The 13887-nt window shown below is 71.5% G+C and carries 16 protein-coding genes, 1 tRNA gene and 1 pseudogene; 6 read left to right on the forward strand and 12 right to left on the reverse strand.

Translation table 11 applies throughout. The features are described from left to right. The first annotated feature begins 66 nt into the window (after nucleotides 1–66). A complete protein-coding gene (locus tag ABT324_RS04145; RefSeq protein ID WP_351171329.1) occupies nucleotides 67–915 on the forward strand; it encodes a helix-turn-helix domain-containing protein in 849 nt (282 codons plus the stop codon). A gap of 2 nt (nucleotides 916–917) precedes the next feature. Here the strand turns inward: ABT324_RS04145 and ABT324_RS04150 are convergent, their stop codons facing one another. Continuing rightward, complete coding sequence (locus ABT324_RS04150; RefSeq protein WP_351171332.1) at nucleotides 918–1553, reverse strand: TetR/AcrR family transcriptional regulator; 636 nt, start codon at nucleotides 1551–1553, stop codon at nucleotides 918–920. Between the two features lie 71 nt (nucleotides 1554–1624). Here ABT324_RS04150 and ABT324_RS04155 point away from each other — a divergent pair, with 71 nt between their 5' ends. Together ABT324_RS04155 and ABT324_RS04160 are read left to right on the forward strand one after the other, a co-directional pair. Beyond that, nucleotides 1625–2551 carry a zinc-binding dehydrogenase gene (locus ABT324_RS04155; RefSeq protein WP_351171334.1) on the forward strand — a complete coding sequence of 309 codons (927 nt, stop codon included), beginning with the start codon at nucleotides 1625–1627 and terminating at the stop codon, nucleotides 2549–2551. A 360-nt stretch (nucleotides 2552–2911) separates the two neighbouring features. Then, entirely contained in the window at nucleotides 2912–3085 is a 174-nt protein-coding gene (locus tag ABT324_RS04160) for a DUF397 domain-containing protein (protein WP_351171337.1), read from the forward strand. An 82-nt stretch (nucleotides 3086–3167) separates the two neighbouring features. Here ABT324_RS04160 and ABT324_RS04165 read toward each other — a convergent pair whose 3' ends face one another. The 8 genes and pseudogenes from ABT324_RS04165 to wzt all read right to left on the reverse strand — a co-directional run. After that, complete coding sequence (locus ABT324_RS04165; RefSeq protein ID WP_351171789.1) at nucleotides 3168–3629, reverse strand: DinB family protein; 462 nt, start codon at nucleotides 3627–3629, stop codon at nucleotides 3168–3170. A 113-nt stretch (nucleotides 3630–3742) separates the two neighbouring features. Continuing rightward, the gene (locus ABT324_RS04170) at nucleotides 3743–4918 is read right to left on the reverse strand and encodes a hypothetical protein (protein ID WP_351171340.1); all 1176 of its coding nucleotides are present in this window, start codon (nucleotides 4916–4918) and stop codon (nucleotides 3743–3745) included. After that, complete coding sequence (locus ABT324_RS04175; RefSeq protein WP_351171343.1) at nucleotides 4919–5104, reverse strand: hypothetical protein; 186 nt, start codon at nucleotides 5102–5104, stop codon at nucleotides 4919–4921. 118 nt (nucleotides 5105–5222) lie between these two features. Next, on the reverse strand, nucleotides 5223–6032 hold the full coding sequence (locus ABT324_RS04180) for an AraC family transcriptional regulator (RefSeq protein WP_351171346.1): 810 nt from the start codon (nucleotides 6030–6032) through the stop codon (nucleotides 5223–5225). 52 nt (nucleotides 6033–6084) lie between these two features. Next, nucleotides 6085–7020 (reverse strand): ferric reductase-like transmembrane domain-containing protein, encoded by a 936-nt coding sequence (locus tag ABT324_RS04185; RefSeq protein WP_351171349.1) that lies wholly within the window; start codon nucleotides 7018–7020, stop codon nucleotides 6085–6087. Between the two features lie 99 nt (nucleotides 7021–7119). Continuing rightward, a complete protein-coding gene (locus ABT324_RS04190; protein ID WP_351171352.1) occupies nucleotides 7120–7389 on the reverse strand; it encodes a hypothetical protein in 270 nt (89 codons plus the stop codon). A 144-nt stretch (nucleotides 7390–7533) separates the two neighbouring features. Further along, nucleotides 7534–7980, reverse strand: coding sequence for a cytidine deaminase family protein (locus ABT324_RS04195; RefSeq protein WP_351171355.1), 447 nt, complete (start codon nucleotides 7978–7980; stop codon nucleotides 7534–7536). Nucleotides 7981–8042: 62 nt separating this feature from the next. Next, nucleotides 8043–8774 (reverse strand): annotated as a pseudogene (gene wzt, locus ABT324_RS04200) (galactan export ABC transporter ATP-binding subunit Wzt/RfbE); the annotation flags it as partial. 116 nt (nucleotides 8775–8890) lie between these two features. Between wzt and ABT324_RS04205 the strand changes: the two are divergent. Then, nucleotides 8891–9508, forward strand: coding sequence for a TetR/AcrR family transcriptional regulator (locus ABT324_RS04205; RefSeq protein ID WP_351171358.1), 618 nt, complete (start codon nucleotides 8891–8893; stop codon nucleotides 9506–9508). A gap of 91 nt (nucleotides 9509–9599) precedes the next feature. Next, a complete protein-coding gene (locus ABT324_RS04210) occupies nucleotides 9600–10106 on the forward strand; it encodes a hypothetical protein (protein WP_351171361.1) in 507 nt (168 codons plus the stop codon). 27 nt (nucleotides 10107–10133) lie between these two features. Here ABT324_RS04210 and ABT324_RS04215 read toward each other — a convergent pair whose 3' ends face one another. After that, nucleotides 10134–10772, reverse strand: a complete 639-nt coding sequence (locus tag ABT324_RS04215; protein ID WP_351171364.1) for a LysE family translocator — start codon at nucleotides 10770–10772, stop codon at nucleotides 10134–10136. 261 nt (nucleotides 10773–11033) lie between these two features. Continuing rightward, a tRNA-Thr gene (locus ABT324_RS04220) sits at nucleotides 11034–11107 on the reverse strand. Between the two features lie 137 nt (nucleotides 11108–11244). Between ABT324_RS04220 and ABT324_RS04225 the strand changes: the two genes are divergently transcribed. Further along, on the forward strand, nucleotides 11245–12612 hold the full coding sequence (locus tag ABT324_RS04225) for a hypothetical protein (RefSeq protein WP_351171367.1): 1368 nt from the start codon (nucleotides 11245–11247) through the stop codon (nucleotides 12610–12612). Nucleotides 12613–12615: 3 nt separating this feature from the next. Here the strand turns inward: ABT324_RS04225 and ABT324_RS04230 are convergent, their stop codons facing one another. Beyond that, a complete protein-coding gene (locus ABT324_RS04230) occupies nucleotides 12616–13839 on the reverse strand; it encodes a DNA polymerase III subunit delta' (protein WP_351171370.1) in 1224 nt (407 codons plus the stop codon). Nucleotides 13840–13887 lie beyond the last annotated feature (48 nt).

The following is a 13887-nucleotide window of genomic DNA, read 5'->3' on the forward strand; positions in this document are numbered from 1 at the left end:
AGACCGCGCGGAGGCTGGCCCTGGCAGGGCCACCTTGGGCGCGCCGGGCCGCGCTACGTTGGGGTGGTGCGTGACAACCAGTTCGGCGACTTCCTGCGGTCCCGCCGCGAGGCGGTGCGCCCGCAGGACGTCGGCCTGCCCACCGGCCCGCGGCGGCGCACGCCCGGGCTGCGTCGGTCCGAGCTCGCCACGCTGGCCGGAATCAGCGTCGAGTACCTGACCAGGCTGGAGCAGGGCCGCGACCGCCGCCCGTCCGCCGAGGTGCTGGGCGCCCTGCTGCGCGCGCTGCGGTTGTCGGCGGCGGACCGCGAGCAGCTGTGGGTGATCCTCGGCTACAACAAGCCGTCCGAGCTGTGCCCGAGCGCGCCCGAACCCCCAGCTCAGCAGGTCCGCCCGGGGGTGCGCGCGATCCTCGACCGGCTGGAACCGACCCCGGCCCTGGTGGTCAACCGGATCGGGGACGTGCTCGCGCACACCACCGGCTACCAGCGGCTCGCGGGCCCGCTCGGCGTGCTGGACGGGACGCCGCCGAACCTGGCCCGCTACCTGTTCACCGACCCCCGTGCCCGTGACGCGCACCCGGACTGGACGCTGCTGGCGGACGCGCAGGCGAACGCGCTCAAGCTCGGCTCCCACGAGCACGACCCGCACTCCATGCAGCTGGTCGCGGAGCTGTCCGCGGTGGGGACCGAGTTCACCGACCGGTTCCGCCGGACACCCACCCCGGTCACCCGCTCCGGCTCGGAGCGCTGGGTGCACCCCGAGGTCGGCGAGCTGCTGCTGAACTTCGAGGCCATGGACCTGGCTGATCTGGACGCGCAGCGCCTGCTCGCCTACGTCCCCGCCGACGAGACCACTGCCAAGGCCCTCGACCGCCTCAACGGCCGCCAGCCCGGCGCCCTGCGCGCGGTCTGAGCTCAGGCGGGGCGCGCGGAGACCTCCAGCACCCCGGGGACGGCGTCGAAGACCTGCCGTACGCAGTCGGCCAGGCCCTCACGGGTGGGCTCGCCCGCCCGCTGCAGCCACAGCTCGAGCGCCCGGTGGAACGCGGCGATCGCGAGGTCCATCGCCAACCGCACCTGCAGGTCGACCTCGTCGGGCAGGTCGTACCGCTGCCGCAGCACGTCGACCGCCTCGTTGGTGGTCCGCTCGCAGAACTGCTTGCCGTGCGCGTCGATGGACGGTGCCCCGACGGCGACCTGCCTGCTCAGCAGCACCCGCTGCGACCAGCCCTCCGGCATCGCGCGCATCGCGCTCACCAGGGTGTCCCGCAGCACGTCGACGAGGGCGCGGCTCTCCGGATCGCGCCCGCCGAGGTCCGCGACGAAGGCGGTCCACATGTCCTCGACCGGTGCCAGCGCCACGTCCTCCTTGCCGCCGAAGTAACGGAAGAACGTGGTCTTCGAGACCTCGACCGCCTCGCACAGCTCGTCGAGCGTGGTGCCGTCGAAGCCCTGGTCGGTGAACTTCGCCAGCGCGGTGTCGATCAACGACTGCCGGGTGCGCTGCTTCTTGCGCTCGCGCAGCGAGGCGGGGGCGGGTGAGGTGCTCATCACAAACAGTTTACCGCACGCCTAACGGTACTCGTAAATTTTCGTTACTCAGTAACACTTTGGAGGACCTGATGCGCGCACTCCTCGTCGACCGCTCCGCCCCCAGCGGACTCCGCCTCGGCGACGTCCCCGTCCCCGACCCCGCCCCGAACCAGGCCCTGATCAGGGTCGTCGCGACCTCCCTCAACTACGGCGAGGTGCGGGTGGGCATCGAGCTCGTCCCGGAGGGGACCGTGCTGGGCTGGGACGCGGCCGGGATCGTCGAGCGCGCCGCCGCCGACGGGACCGGCCCGGCCGCCGGAACCCCGGTGGTCACGCTCGCCGCGAACGGCGGCTGGGCCGAGTTCCGCGCGGTGGACACCGATTCGATCGGCACCGTGCCGGAGGGCGCGGACCTCGGCGCCATCAGCACCATCCCGGTGGCCGGTGCCAGCGCCCTGCGCGGGCTGCACCGGGTCGGCCCGGTCCTCGGCCGGCGGGTGCTGATCACCGGCGCCACCGGAGGCGTCGGCCGGTACGCCGTGCAGCTGGCCAGGATGGGCGGCGCGCACGTCACCGCGTCCACCGGGAACCCCGACGCGTACGCCGACGAGCTGCGTGCGCTCGGCGCGCACCGCGTCGTCGCGGACCCGGCCGAATCGGGCACTGTGGACGGTGTGCTCGACATGGTCGGCGGCTCGCAGCTGGTCGCGGCGCACGACCGCCTCGCGGTGGGCGGCACGCTGGTCGCGATCGGGCACTCGGCGGGCGAGGCCGAGCACTTCCCGCTCGGCGCCATGTACGGCGACTTCGGCAGGCACGACCGCTCGATCACCACGTTCCACCTGCTCGGCTGCACCGGCCTCGCCCCGGATCTGAGCTGGCTCGCCGACCGCGTCACGACGGGCGAACTCGACCCGCAGGTGTCGTGGCGCGGCCCCTGGGACCGAGCGGCGGAAGCCGTCGACCTCCTGCTCGGCCGCAAGCTGCACGGCAAGGCGGTCCTGGAAATCGCCTGAGCAAGCGGTTTCCCCTGCACACAGGTCGTGAGTGCGAAACGGTGCTAGAACACTGTTACGCACTCACGACCCCCACCGCCACCCGGGCCCGCGCCCGCGCCCGCAAGTGGTTTCTGCTGCTACAGACCCACAAACCACTCACGGGCCCAACAGGCCCCCTACCCCGAAAGCAACCGGTGGCGACCCGCCTACTCCGCTTCCAGCGGCCAGACGACGGGTTCCGGCGGCTGGCGCGGTGGCGAGTCGAGCTCTGGGGCTTCAGCAGCTCGCGAAGATTCCCATGCGCTCATCAAGAAGATCTCCACAGGGCTGCTGCGGTAGCTGCCGTTGGAAAGTGAGCAGTTCCATGCTTTTCGGCGCTTGGACAAGGCTCACTGGCGGAAGTCGAGCCGCAGCGCGGATAACGCCCACTGCGTCGAAGTCGCGCTCACAGCCAGCGCGGTTGGCGTGCGCGACGCCAAGGACCGCAACAGCGGCACACTCGCCTTCAGCCCCGGGCAGTGGGCGTCCTTCACCAGCTTCCTGCAGGAGTGAGGGTTCGCCTGCGTGATGGTGGTGCGCCGGGGGTCGTGAGTGCGAAACGGTGCTAGAACACTGTTACGCACTCACGACCCGCTCAGGCTCCGACGGTGCCGTCGATGGCTTCTCGGATGAGGTCCGCGTGGCCGTTGTGGCGGGCGTACTCGTTGATCAGGTGCAGCATCACCATGCGCAGGGACACCTCGTCGTCCCGGCGGGCGTTGTGGGCCGTCACGTCCAGGGATGGCGCCGCGAGCTCGATCCGCCTGGAGTGCTCGACCTCCGCCTGCCAGGCCGCGAAGGCCTGCTCGCGGTTTGAGCCGCTCGGATCGTACGCCGCCTGGAAGTCGCCGTCGTCCGACCAGACCAGCGGGAGGTCGTGCTCGCCGTTGATGGTGCGGCGGAACCACGTGCGCTCCACCTCCGCCATGTGCCGGACCAGCCCGAGCAGCGACAACGTCGAGGGCGGGCTCGCCGCGCGCCGCAGCTCGTCGTCGCTGAGCCCTTCGCACTTCATCACCAAGGTGGCGCGGTGGAAGTCCAGGTACCGCCGCAACATCTCCCGCTCATCACCCACGACCGGCGGCGTGATCCGCTCCACGACGTTCCTCCTCCTGCTCCGCGAGTCATCGCCCTGCATCCTCCACTGCCAGCGTGGACCGCGGCACCGCCTCACGAGACGACCACCGCCACCGCTGCCAACGCGACGTAGATCGCGGCAGCCACGCCGAGGCCGAAGCGGAGCAGGGTGTGCTCGGCGAGCTTCGCGCGGTCTCCGGCCACCGCCAGGGCCAGCATGATCATTGGTAGCGAGGTGAACACCGCGTGGCCCGCCGCGCTGTTCTGGACGGCGGCGAACCACTCGCCGACGCCGCTCGTCGCGAGCCGCTCCTGCAGCGGCATCATCAGCGCGTTGCCGCCGACGTTGGAGCCGGTGATGAACCCGCTGAGCATGCCGAGCGCGGGCGCTGCCAGCACGGCCACCAGCTCCGGTGCCGCCTCGACCGCGCTGCCCAGCTCACCGATCATGCCGCTGCCCGCCATGAGCCGACCGAGCACGACGAACCCGGTCAGCGCGAGCAGCGGCCGCCCGACCCGGGTGAACGCAGCGCGGACATCGGCGCCGTGCACGCGACCGCGGTCCAGCAGCAGCGCGGCTGCGAGCAGCGGCAACCCGGGCGAGGACAGCAGCGCGAAGCTGGTGTCGCCCGCGCGCAGCTCCAGCGGCGGAACCCCGAGCGCGGTGGCCGCGCGAGTGACGGCGATACCCCCGAGGACCAGCCCATACGCGCCCAGGACCTCGGGCGGCGGCAACAACCGACCGGCCCGACGCGCGGCGGCCAGCACCAAGATCGCGGTGGTCAGCAACCCGGCGAGGACACCGGCCGCCTCGACCACGCCCAAGCTGTTGAGCGCGAACAACCCGATCGAGAGCATCCCGCCCGCGCCCACCGCCACGACGACGGCGAGCACTCGGCGCTTGGGCTTGGCCAGCAGCGTCGCCCACGCGGTCACCAGCGGGAACACCAGGCAGCTGGTGACGGCGGTCGCGGTGCCCAGCGCGGCGGTGTCCGTGCTCGCCAGCGCCGCACCGATGACGGTGGCCAGGCCGAGAGTGCCCCACGGCATGATGTTCATGCCGAGCATGGCCTGCCGCAGCGCGGTCGCGGGCGGCGCCAGTGCGAGCAGGACCGGCACTGTCACCAGCAGCGACACCCCGAAACCCGTGAGCGCCTCCACCGTGGGCGCGATGCCCGCGACCACCAGCGCGATCTTCGCCGGGCCGGGCAGCGGCAGCTCCCGCGCCCACTCCTGCAGCGACCGGTGCACCTCCCGGCGCGTGAGCACCTAGCTGAGGTAGACACCGGGCAGCATCACCGCGGCCGCGTTCAGCACCAGCAGGCCGGTGCCCCCGGCGTCAGCCGCGAGGTCCGCGGGCAACGCGAAGTCCGGCACCCACCAGATCAGCACCACCGCCAGCGCGGCCCCGGCGAACGCCGCCCAGTGCGCGGGCCGGCGCAGACCGGTGATCATCACCAACACCAAGACGAGCGGGGAAACCGCAGCCGTCCACACCATTGCTCGAACCTTCCGTCGTGCGCTGCGCACAGCCTCGCGCCGCGCGCGACGACGGTCTTGAACGAAAGTCCCGCTAGGGGCGAATCGCGCCGGGGGTGACGCCGAAGTACCGCTTGCAGATGCGGGTCAGGTGCGCCTGGTCCGCGAAACCCGCGGCAGCGGCGACCTCCGCCGGGGGCTGCCCGGCGAGCAACAGCTGGCGAGCGCGGTTGGCGCGCAGCCGCAGCAGGTAGGCGTGCGGCGGCAACCCGTAAGCCCGGCGGAAGGTGGCGATGAGCGTGGTGCGCGGCATGCCCGCGGCGGCGCTGAGCTCCGCGACCGTGACCGGCTCGGTCCACCGGTCGTGCAGCAGCTGCCGCGCGAGGTCCGCGCCCCGGGGGCCGCCCGGAGCACCAGGGGCGGACCTCGGGCCGGTGCGGGCGTGTCGGCGCAGCACCGCGCCCAGTCCTTCGAGCAGCAGGGATTCCGCGGTGAGCGGGTCCCCGGCGTGCTCCTGCACCCGGTGGACGTCGCGCATCCGGGAGAACAGCGCCGAGTCCCGCACGGCCGTCTCCGGGAACCAGACGTCGGTGGTGCCGAGGTGCTCGCGCGCCAGCTCGTCGACCATCGCGGTGTCGAAGTAGAACATCCGGTACCGCCAACCTGAGTCCACCGCGGCGAACCCGGTGTGCACCTGCCCGGGGTTGAGCACGACCAGCTGCCCGGCCGGGATCACCACCTTCCCGCCGACCAGGTGCAGCCCTTCGGCGCCCTGCTCGATGACGCCGACGGCGAGCTGCTCGTGGCTGTGCCGGTCGAAGGCGAACCGCTCGAACCGCGCGGCGAACAGCTCCACCTGCGGACTGCTCGCGGCGGTCCACAACCGCGCATGCTCCTCACCCACCCGCCCATGCTCACACGTCCCGCCCCACTCCAGGAGCGTGTCCACGACGTCATCAGCTGGGTTCGTGGCTGGCTGTGGTGTCGTCGGGCGGCACCCGCCCGCCGTCATGCCCGCTGAGCACCACGCCGACCAGGGCCACGATCACGCCGACGACGGCGAGGCGGCCGCTCAGCCGCAGGACCCACCCCGCCAGCGATCCGGTGCGTGGTCCGCGCAGCTCCTCCGAACGCCGGGCCGGGCGGACCAGGCGCACCAGGAGGAGTGCGGCGATCGGGAGCTGCAGCAACCAGATCGCGGTGCGGAACCAGCCGTCGTACCAGACGTTCGTGCCGTACAGGAGGGTGTGCCAGACGCTCAGCGCGTACACGGCGATCACGAAGCGGTGCAGGACGCGCCAGGTCTTGGGGCCGAGGCGGTGCCGGACGTAGAAGAGCAACCCCAGCGGGATGGCCAGGTACAGGGCCGCCTGCCCGATGGGGATGGCGATCCTGCCGGTGCCCGAGACGTAACCGCCGGGCACGAAGGTCTCCACGAAGGCGGTGCCGACAGCGGTGTCGTCCCGCACCAGCTCGGCACCGAACAGCAGCGCGTGCGCGACGATGAGCGCGATGGTGTTGAGGCTGGTGGTGCGGTGCAGGCGCTCCAGCCGCCGACCGGGCAACCAGGACGGGCGCGGACCGGAGAGCAGCAGGCCCAGGACGACGGTGATCCAGGCCCACAGCAGGGCGGACCACCCGAATGCCTGGCTGAGGAAGTACATCCAGAACGTGCCCGCGTCGGCCATGAAGGGCATGACGGACACGGTCGCGGAGGTCCCGGCGCGGATGCGCACGTAGAGGAGCGCGAAGACCGCGCCGGTCACGACCAGCGCGACCAGGCCGTCGGGCACTGCGGCGCGCAGGTCGGCCCGCAGAGTGGGGCGCCGACCACCGGTGCCGCGCCGCTCGGCCGGTCCGGGGGCGGGTTGCGCCGGGGATGACGTCATCATGCAGCCTTCTCGGTCGGCTGGTGCGCGGGCCTTCCGCGCACAGCGCGCCAACACGCACTGCAGGACAAGTCGGATGGGAGCGGCGGAAGTTCCCCGTTCTCAGCTGCCGATCTCCCGGCGGAGCGCCGCGGTGAACGCCTGCAGCGCCCGGATCGACGCCTCCTCGTCATCGGCCCGCCAACAAGCCTTGACGTAGGCGTTCGCGTGCTCGCGGGTCTCCTCCGAGCACAGCGTGTGGACGACGGCCCGGCCGCGCTGCAGCTGGGCCTGCCACTCGCTCGGCTCGAACGAACCTACCCACGCGCGGCTCCCGCTGCGGAACTCGAAGATGCTCGTCCCGGCGCTGACCATCTCGGCGGCCCCGGACAACTTCTGGTCGCGGAGCCACTTTCCCGTGCTCAGCCCGGCTCTTGATCCAAGCCCCCAGCAGGCGCACCCGAGAACCCCAGCAACGCAGCGATGATCCCAGCCAGAACATTGATCACGACAGGCAGGCTAGGTGCTGCCGCCGGGTCAGCGCTCGGAGTTGAAGGGAGCCGTCCCGGCGTCCGGGGTCCACCGCTGGAACAGCGGCAGCAGCTCGGCTGCCAGCACGGACCGCAACCCGTCCGGCGTGGGCACGATGACCCGCATCTCCGGGTAGTAGTCGGCAAACACCTGCCGGTCCCGCCCGCACGGTCCTGTCACCCCGCGCCCGTCGCTGCCGACCGCGACGATGCACTCCAGCTGCCGCGCACCCTGGGCCCGCGCGGAACCGATCGCGACCAGCTCGGCGCACGGCCCACCGGTGAAGTGGTACAGGTTCACGCCGGTGAACGCACGGGAATCGGCCCGCACGGCAGCGCCCATCGTGTGGATGCCGGACGCACCATCGGTGTTCTCGTCGATCGTCCGACGCGCGAGCTCGACCAGTTCGCACTCGTCCTCACTGAGCGGTCGCGCTGAAGGCGGTACGTGCACGCGAACACCCTGGCCCAGCCCCAACCCCACCCGCAACAACAATTCGCACGACCTCAGCCACAACCCTTGTAAGCAGCGAGCACGTCCCGCAACGACCCCCGCATCCGCAACCGCCCCTCGTCCATCCAGATCGCCGAGCTGCACAGCTCCAGCAGGAGCTCCTCGGCGTGCGAGGCGAACACGAGGATGCCCGAGCGGTTCACCAGCTCGACCATCCGCTGCCGCGCCTTGGCGATGAAGGCCGCGTCGACCGCGCCGAGGCCCTCGTCGAGGATCAGGATCTCCGGGTCGATCGTGGTCACCACCCCGAGCGCCAGCCGCACCCGCATGCCGACGGAGTAGGTCCGCAGCGGCATCGCCAGGTAGTCGCCGAGCTCGGTGAACTCGGCGATGTCCGCCACCCGCCGCTGCATCTGCTTGCGGGTCATCCCGAGGAACAGGCCGCGGATGATGATGTTCTCGTAGCCGGAGACCTCCGGGTCCATCCCCACGCCCAGGTCGAAGACCGGCGCGACCTTCCCCACGATCCGCGCGCTCCCGCGGGTGGGCTCGTAGATCCCGGACAGCAGCCGCAGCAGCGTGGACTTGCCCGCGCCGTTGTGCCCGACCAGGGCAACCCGGTCGCCATCGCGCAGCGACAGGGTGATGTCCCGCAGCGCTTCGATGATCGGGACACCCGTTCCGGTGCCGATCTTGCCGCCGACCTTGCCCAGCACGGTCTTCTTCAGCGACCGCGTCCTGGCCTCGAAGACCGGGAAGTCGACGCAGGCACCCCGCACGTCGATGCTCACCATGCTCCACCCTCCAGATGCGAATGATAATTACCGTTCGCATCTTAGTCACGTCCCCACACTTCCCCGGGAGTTGCGCAGGACCGCCCCCGGGATGGCGGCGCGGTAACGTCAGCCCGGTGAGCCAGCAGCACGCCGAGCACTTCCGCCCGCCGCAGCAAGCCCGCAGCCGGGAGTCGCTGAACAAGCTGCTGGTTGCCGCCGAGCACGTGCTGAGCACCGGGGGCGTCGAGGAGTTCACCGTGGCGGCGGTGGCCGAGCACGCCGGTGTCTCCGTGGGCGCGATCTACCGGCGGTTCACCGGCAAGGACCAACTGCTCCAAGCCGTCAAGGAACAGTTGATGGCGCAGTTGGAAACCACCGTCGCGGAAGCGCTCGGCTCAGCCGGACCGGAGTTGCCCGACCTCATCGGCGCCTTCACCCGCGCCATGGCGGACACGTTCTCGCACCACACCCGCACCTTCCCGGAACTCCTCAGCGGCCAACGCGCCGAAGGGGTCGAACGCGGCCTGCAAGCACTCGCGACGATCCAGCAGTCCCTGGCCGAGGCCGCGCGACCGCACCTGGACGGCATCCGCCGCCCCGACCCCGAGCGGGCTTTGCGCATCGCGACCCGAACCATCATCAGCTCGTGTGTGCACCGGGCGGCGACCTGCCAGGCCTGGTCGGACGAGCTCAGCTGGGCCGAATGGGCCAGCGAGACCACCGACATCGCGGTGGCCTACCTGACCAGGTGATGGTTTCCAGGTCACGTTGCCGTGAACGGCGGAACCCGGCCGGAGCGCGCAGCGTCCGAGCCTCCGATTCCCGTACCTGGAACGGAGCGACATGACAGCCCTCTACCGGATAGCCATCGAGGACCGGACCGACGCCACCGTGCGCGGCCGCTTCCACATGATCAACCCCGACGCGGGGGTCCTCCCGGACTACGAGGAACTCGTGCTGGAGATCATGCTCGACGCGTGGGACCGGATGCGGGACGACAGCTTCTACCCCGGCGACGGGCTCACCGACGACGCACTCCCCGTCTCCCCCGACGAGGCGGCCGAGATAGCCGACGGGCACGAACTGAAGGAGCTGTTCAAGGAATCCATCGACGGGGACGACGTCCTCTTCGACTGCTTCGCCGAGATCATCGAGTCCGCCGAGGTCAGCGAACCGCGGAACACCCCGCCCTTCTGGGAGGCCGAGGAATTCGGGGACACCGACGAGGACTTCCCCGAAGAGGTCGAGCCCTACCCGTACGTCGAGTTCACCTTCACCGCCCGCAAACCCGACTACGTCGTCCACCTGCTGCCCGGCACCCACTGGGCCACAGCCCAGTACTGCGACTGACCCCGCTACGGGTTCGTTGCCGGGCCGTCAGCTGGGGCGGCTGACGGCCATCTTCGCGGCGAAGAAGCCCAACAGGGTGCCAGAGGCCAACCGCTGCGCCTTGAGCACGCGCGGACGGCGGGCCAAGTACCCGGCGAGCGCGGCGGCGGTGAGCACGATGAGGCCGTTGACGGTCACCCCGACCACAATCTGCGCGGCCCCAAGCTGGAGGAACTGCCACCACGTCGCACCCAGCGCGGGGTCGATGAACTGCGGGATCAGCGCGGCGTACAGCAGCGCGATCTTGGGGTTCAGGAGGTTCGTCAGCAACCCCACCCCGAACAACCGGGCCGACGAGTGCGGGACCAGCTCGCGCGGTTCGAACGGCGACCCGCCACCGGGGCGCAGGACCTGCCAAGCCATCCACGCCAGGTACGCCGCACCCAAGAACTTCACCACGTGGTACGCCCCAGGCACGGCCACGAACAACGCGGACAGCCCAGCAGCGGCAGCGATGAGGTAGACGACGAACCCGAGGGCAACCCCGCCAAGCGAGACGAGCCCGGCCCGCCGCCCCTGCGAAATGGCCCTCCACGCCAGGTAGATCATGTTCGGCCCAGGAGTCAGCACCATGCCCAACTCCACCACCACAACACCGAGCAACGACGCGAACGACACGAATTCCACCCGCCGAACCTATCCGGAGACACCGCGCTCACCTGCCCAGCGCCCGCACCACCTCGCCGACCCGCGGGCCAAGCCAGGACTGACTTCACGGTCGCTCCGCGGCAGAAGACCAGCGCGGTGCGGAAACCACCAGCGCGCTCATTCCAGAGTGGGTTTCGAAGGAGCTCGCGCCGGAGTCTGCCCCACAAAAATGACACTGCGGCGGGAGCCGAGATCATCGATCTCGCCTCCCGCCGCAGGTCAGCGGGCTGAGCCCGGCGGAGCCGCCTGAGGGAATCGAACCCTCGACCTACGCATTACGAGTGCGTCGCTCTGGCCGACTGAGCTAAGGCGGCAGTGCGCGGTCAAGTGTAGCGGGCTGGCTCCCGGGGTCGTGCACCGACCCCGGTTGGGCCGAAGACCGGCGTCACCCTGCGGCGATCTCGTCGTTGAGATCGGAGTGATGCCCGTCACTCGACCTGGAGGGGGTCGGATGCGCGCTGTTCGTCGGTTCGGCGTGTGCGCCGCCGTGTCGTTGGTCGTGGCTGGGCTTTCCGGGCCCGCCGCCCTCGCGCAGAGCTCTCCGCCGACCACACCGATCCCGTCGCCGGTCGACCCTGATCAACCACCTGCTTCCGTGCCGACCCCGGCTCCCGGGCCGGTCGTGGCCGATGCCGGGACCTTGATCGGTGTCGTCCGGGTGCTGCCGGGCACCGTGCCGACCGAGTCGATCATCGACGACCCCGAGTTCCAGGAGGAGCTGCCGAAGCAGTCCGTCGCCGAGGCGGGGCTGGGGCGGGCCATCGCGCAGGCCAACTCCACTGCCTACTTCGCGCACGAGCGGGCCGTCGCCGAGGCGTCGCCGGTGGGGGTCGCGGTGTTCGGGAAGGTGCCGCAGCTGCCGGTCGGGTTGGCGCAGGCCGCGCTGCCGGACCGGCCGGAGCCGATCACCTCGGGCCTGCAGCCGCCCAGCTCACCGGCCGATCAGCTGGTGGAGCTCAGCGGTTTGGACGGCAGCGTGCACGCGCGGTGGGACAAGCAGGCCGGGCCGTGCGTGTCGCCGATCGCCGACGCGCGGTACTCGCTGGGCAGCGCATCGGCGGTCAACGCGCTGCCGGAGGGGTTGTCGCTGGGCGGGCTGCTCGGCGGTGGGCAGCCCACCGCAAGCGGTACCGGTTCGCTGCTGCACGTGCCGAACGCCGCCGAGGCGCGCTCCACCGTGCAGCTCGTCGACGTGCCCGGGCAGGTCGGCAAGGCCGTCCAAGCCACCTCCGCCCTGCAGCTGGCCAGCGTCCAGCTGTTCGCCGGGACCTCGCAGGAACTCCGGGTCGACGTGGTCGGAGCACCCCGGTTGACCGCCACCGCCACCGGCGACCCCGCCACGTCCACTGTGGAGTACCAGGCTCCGGCGCTGCGGGTGTCGCGGGGTGGTGCGGAGCTCGGCGTGCTCGACGCCGCGAACCCGGACCTGGACGTTCCGGTGCTTGACGCCGGGGTGCTGCGGCTGAGCGTCGGCGAGCTGAAGCAGGACGTCGTGGGCACCGAGGTCCGGGCCGCGGCGCGGCTCTTCGACCTGCAGGTCCTGCGGGGGCACGCGGTGGGCCTGCCGACCTCCCTGCTGCAGGTCTCCTTCGGCGAGCAGATCGCCCGGGCCGGGGCGCCGACCGGTGGCGTGGACTGCACGGTCGCGCCGGCGCCACCCGCGCCCGCGCCGGTTCCGGCGGGCACCGCACCGCAAGCCGCCCAGACCTTGGCACTCACCAGCAGCGGCTACTACGCGATCCCGCTGTTCTGGACCGGCACCGGACTGCTGCTCCTGGGCTCGATCATCCTCGCCGTGCTGCCCCGCCGGAGGGCCTGAGCATCAGCCCGTGTGGAGGGTGGCGAGCATGGCTTCCACCGCGATGATCGGCTTCACGTTCTGCGTCAGGGCCACCCGGCACTCCAGGACCGCGTCCAGGCGGCGCAGGGCCGACTCCGACGTCCACTCCGCCGCCGCCTTGGCGATCGAGCGCTCGAAGTCCGGGTGGTTCAGCGGGGCGGACGAGCCCGCTCGGGTCACCAGGACGTCGCGGTAGAAGCCCGCCAGGTCCACCAGGGCCAGGTCCAGGGCATCGCGCTGGGAACGGGTCGCGCGCGACTTCTGGCGCTTCTCCAGCTCCTTGAGCGCCGCGTTGGCCCCTCGGGTCGCCGCAGCGGTGCCCTTGCCGGTGCCGCCCGCGCCCATCGCCGTCTTCAGCTCTTCCTTCTCCGCCTCGTTGCGGTCCTCGTTCGCCGTGACCGCCTCGGTCTCGGCCAGCTTCACCAAGCCCGTCGCGGCGGTGAAGACGTCCGAGAACCGGCGCAGCCCCAGCGGGATCCGCAGCACCGACTCGCGCCGCTCACGCGCCTCCTCGTCGGTCGCCAACCGCCGCGCGCGGCCGATGTGACCGCCGCACACCGAGGCCGCCCACTGCGCCAGCTGGGCGTCGACGCCGTCGCGCTCGTGCAGCACCTCGGCGATCGCGCTGGACAACGGCGTGCGCAGCTGCACCACGCGGCACCGGGAGCGGATCGTCACCGACACGTCCTCCGGGTGGTCCGACGGCGCGCAGAGCAGAAACACCGTGCGCGGGGGCGGCTCCTCCACCGCCTTGAGCAGCGCGTTCGCCGCGCCTTCGGTGAGGCGGTCGGAGTCCTCGATGAGCACGACGCGCCACTGGCCGGTGGTCGGGCGCCGAGCCGCCGCCTGCACCAGCGAACGCATCTCCGCGACCGAGATGGACAAGCCCTCCGGCACCACCAAGCGCACGTCGGCGTGGGTGCCGTGCATGACCGTCCGGCACGCCGTGCAGCTCCCGCAGCCCACGACGTCGGGATCCGTGCACTCCAGCGCCGCGGCGAAGGCGCGAGCCGCGATCGAGCGGCCCGAACCCGGCGGGCCGGTGAACAACCAGGCGTGCGTCATGGCGCCCGGCGGGACCGGTTCACCGCGGACCTGGCGACGGGCTGCGGACACCGCGGCGTGGAGCGTCCGCACCGCGTCGGGCTGGCCGACGACCTCCGCCCACACCCCGGTGTTCAACTGCTCCGGAGCGTCGGTCCGCATTCGTGTCGCCTCCCGTGTCTGCGCCGGGCGAGTCCTCGCCCCCACGAC

Source organism: Saccharopolyspora sp. NPDC000359 (genome assembly GCF_040300525.1).
In the GTDB taxonomy this organism is placed as follows: Bacteria; Actinomycetota; Actinomycetes; order Mycobacteriales; family Pseudonocardiaceae; genus Saccharopolyspora.

Coding starts and splice junctions, on each gene's coding strand:
- ABT324_RS04155 (WP_351171334.1), top strand. CDS start 1,625: ATGCGCGCACTCCTCGTCGACCGCTCCGCCCCCAGCGGACTCCGCCTC.
- ABT324_RS04175 (WP_351171343.1), bottom strand. CDS start 5,104: ATGATCACCGGTCTGCGCCGGCCCGCGCACTGGGCGGCGTTCGCCGGG.
- ABT324_RS04210 (WP_351171361.1), top strand. CDS start 9,600: ATGACAGCCCTCTACCGGATAGCCATCGAGGACCGGACCGACGCCACC.
- ABT324_RS04225 (WP_351171367.1), top strand. CDS start 11,245: ATGCGCGCTGTTCGTCGGTTCGGCGTGTGCGCCGCCGTGTCGTTGGTC.
- ABT324_RS04165 (WP_351171789.1), bottom strand. CDS start 3,629: ATGTTGCGGCGGTACCTGGACTTCCACCGCGCCACCTTGGTGATGAAG.
- ABT324_RS04185 (WP_351171349.1), bottom strand. CDS start 7,020: ATGATGACGTCATCCCCGGCGCAACCCGCCCCCGGACCGGCCGAGCGG.
- ABT324_RS04230 (WP_351171370.1), bottom strand. CDS start 13,839: ATGCGGACCGACGCTCCGGAGCAGTTGAACACCGGGGTGTGGGCGGAG.
- ABT324_RS04150 (WP_351171332.1), bottom strand. CDS start 1,553: ATGAGCACCTCACCCGCCCCCGCCTCGCTGCGCGAGCGCAAGAAGCAG.